Here is a 2,676-nt window from a genome sequence, read left to right as displayed (position 1 = left end):
CAGTGAACCCAAGTCAATCGTAGGGATAGGTTGTTTAAGCACTACCATCCTGCATATTGAAGTTACTTGGGTATAACCATCCCTGCTTCAGCCAGTGTGATTCGCTCGATGCTTCAGCATCCACATATACTGTCTGTTTACACCCAGGATATGCATTACGCGGTGAATGCAAATGTCGCTGATTTCAATTTCGATGCCAGTAAAATGGTGCTGGAACTTGAGTATACCGGTGCTGATTTTGAACAGCATCTGACGGGTGGTATTCTGAGTTTTGATCTGGAAATGCCCGCCAGTATCGAGAGCGGAGAGCGTGAAACCTATAGCCTTAGCGATATTTCGGCAAAATTGTTCAAAACAGACAGTATGTTGTATCGCCTTGAATGCCAGTTACCTGACTCTGTATTTTTAACGGAAAGCAGAGGCGGTGTCCGTATTCCATTTATTCTTGGTATGCAATCGCGAGTGCGCCTCGGAATATTCCCTCAAGCACTGAGCGTCACGGGCAAGCTGCGCAATCTTTCAACCGGGGGATGCATGGTTGAAATCGATCTTGTTGAAAGTATTGCGCTTGAAGTTGGGCAGGACATTCCCGACATCACCCTCGAATTTCCCAACGGGAGAACCTTTTCAGCTGCAGGAAGTATCCGCCATGTGCGCGCTGTCGGACAGAATGGCTATGCCGCGATTGGCGTGCAGTTTGTCGATCTATCACAAGAGCAAATTGAATCATTGCTCTATTACGTCAATGAATCCGAGCGGGAAACTGCACATCGCGTAGGGATGGAGGGCAGCATGGTCTACCCCTCTCCCCTTTTTATCCTGGGGTCCAAAGAAAAGCAGTTACAGCAGCGAGAAATTCAAGAAAGAGAGAAACGTGCACGGCAGCCGCCTATGGAGCGCGGCGTAATGGAAGTCGCTAACCGTCTACAAATTGGCCTGATGCAACTGAAAAACAGGAATATTTTTCCATCCGGTATTTTCTATGATTGCGTGGACACTCTGCTTTATCTGGTTAAACAAGACAGAACAGCGTTCCTGTGCGCCCTCTCCTCATTGCGCGACGAGCCTGACTGGGTCAGGCATGCATTACAGGTCGCAGGCAGGCTTGCCGATCTCATGCTTCTGCGCGATCCCCACGATCCAACGCTGCGTGAGGCACTTCTTGGCACGATCCTGCACACCATGGGGAAACCGCTGCTTATCAGCCCCCACCTGCCTTCTCTCAAGATGAATATGCAGCCGGTACACAAATCTATCCTTCGCCGGCATGTAGATGAGCTGCGCCTGAAACTGGAATCGCTGGGCTGGGTCGCCAGCCCGGTCTGTGTGGATATCCTTGAAAATGCCAATGAACGTCTGGATGGAAGAGGCTATCCTGGTGGGAAAAAAGGCAAACAACTTTCCGGTACCCTTCGCCTGCTGTCGGTCATCAAGGTCATTAATAAACTCACAAATTCGCGCAACGGCATCCCACCTCGCCCCCCTTTTCAGGCTTACAGGCGAATCTACGAAGCCAGCGCCGCCTATGACAAAGACATATTACTGGAGTACGTGCAAATCTATGGGTTTTACCCCATTGGCAGCCTTGTGAAATACTCCAGCGGCTTCCTGGGTTGGGTCATGGATATTGATAAAAAAGGCAAGCCGAGCGAGGTTCATCTGGTAAAAAATCTCCGATTCCCGGAGACGAATATCAGTAGCGTGGTGTCCAGAAGTGACTTATCTCAGGTTGGAAAACTCGTTGAGATTGTCGATCCCTCTGACTACGGCATGAAAGTATTAAAGCTTTAATAAAACGAGCCAGGTAGCTGATAGCGTGTCAGTGCTGTGCGACGTCACCGCCAGCGCTGACGGTCTGATATTAAAAAACGATAGCGTTGCTAAATGCGTTCGGAATTTGAATAAATTAAAACGTCAGATACAAACAGCGTACTGCTGGTAAAAAATAGTTAATGCTTTTTGTCACCAGACCCTGACGCGGAGTGATGAAAGTTCAATGAACCTGCATCTGGCAACCTTCTTTCACGCCCGTGACGCAGAATTCCCTTTTTCGATTGACTCACGATAAGCCGGGTACTTTCGTGGATCTCGTTGATGGCAGCCAAAATGGCCTCCCGACGAGACTCACGAGTTTCGAACTCCAGTGTCTGCGAAAGCTGCTTAATGAGCGCCTCATGAGAAATAGGTGATTCCGCTTCAAGCAGCTCAAGAATGGCGTCCCCCATCACAAGTTCAATCAGACTTTCTTTTACATTTTTCATCATGCTGACTCCAGAATGCATTTCAGGCTAATTCGCAATCACGGTTGCCGCAGGTAATTAATCAACCTCGCGGGTAATTAAGACTCGCAAGATATCAGCATAATGCGCTTCAAGATCGGGTCGGGTATTTTTTTCAATACACTCGGCAACGGCAATGCAGAGGTTTTGGCGCGTAATATAGCGTCCATCGCGCAACATGCGGATAACAATAGCCCCTAACGTCTGCTCCAGGCTGAGCTTCACATTACTGCTGGAGCCCTCAGCCGCCTGTGGGCCGTCACTGCGTGAGTTATTCATATTTCACCTTAATTATGCATTCAGGAAAATACCCTACGGACAGGGCGGATTCAACTCCGAAGTGCAACGCTAAGCCGCCAATCTTAGCTCTGCAAACACCACAGACGGTTGCCTGAAT

3 protein-coding genes are annotated in these 2,676 nt (G+C 48.9%); 1 reads left to right on the top strand and 2 read right to left on the bottom strand.

Annotated elements, in window-relative coordinates; translation table 11 throughout:
• Positions 1-150 precede the first annotated feature (150 nt).
• Entirely contained in the window at positions 151-1,791 is a 1,641-nt protein-coding gene (locus tag ACSZPU_RS24905) for a PilZ domain-containing protein (RefSeq protein WP_499004268.1), read from the top strand.
• 158 nt (positions 1,792-1,949) lie between these two features.
• Here ACSZPU_RS24905 and ACSZPU_RS24900 read toward each other — a convergent pair whose 3' ends face one another.
• Positions 1,950-2,264: a hypothetical protein gene (locus tag ACSZPU_RS24900; protein WP_499004266.1), complete on the bottom strand. Its 315-nt coding sequence runs from the start codon at positions 2,262-2,264 to the stop codon at positions 1,950-1,952.
• A gap of 54 nt (positions 2,265-2,318) precedes the next feature.
• On the bottom strand, positions 2,319-2,558 hold the full coding sequence (locus ACSZPU_RS24895; RefSeq protein ID WP_499004265.1) for a hypothetical protein: 240 nt from the start codon (positions 2,556-2,558) through the stop codon (positions 2,319-2,321).
• Between the last annotated feature and the right edge of the window lie 118 nt (positions 2,559-2,676).

The organism is Phytobacter sp. V69 (assembly GCF_965644215.1).
Lineage (GTDB): Bacteria > Pseudomonadota > Gammaproteobacteria > Enterobacterales > Enterobacteriaceae > Phytobacter.
Note: the sequence above shows the minus strand (reverse complement) of the source record. Positions and strands in the feature narration are given on the sequence as shown.

Bases quoted from the DNA above. Each gene is read 5' to 3' on its own strand.
- ACSZPU_RS24895 (WP_499004265.1), bottom strand. From the start codon at position 2,558: ATGAATAACTCACGCAGTGACGGCCCACAGGCGGCTGAGGGCTCCAGC.
- ACSZPU_RS24900 (WP_499004266.1), bottom strand. From the start codon at position 2,264: ATGATGAAAAATGTAAAAGAAAGTCTGATTGAACTTGTGATGGGGGAC.
- ACSZPU_RS24905 (WP_499004268.1), top strand. From the start codon at position 151: ATGCATTACGCGGTGAATGCAAATGTCGCTGATTTCAATTTCGATGCC.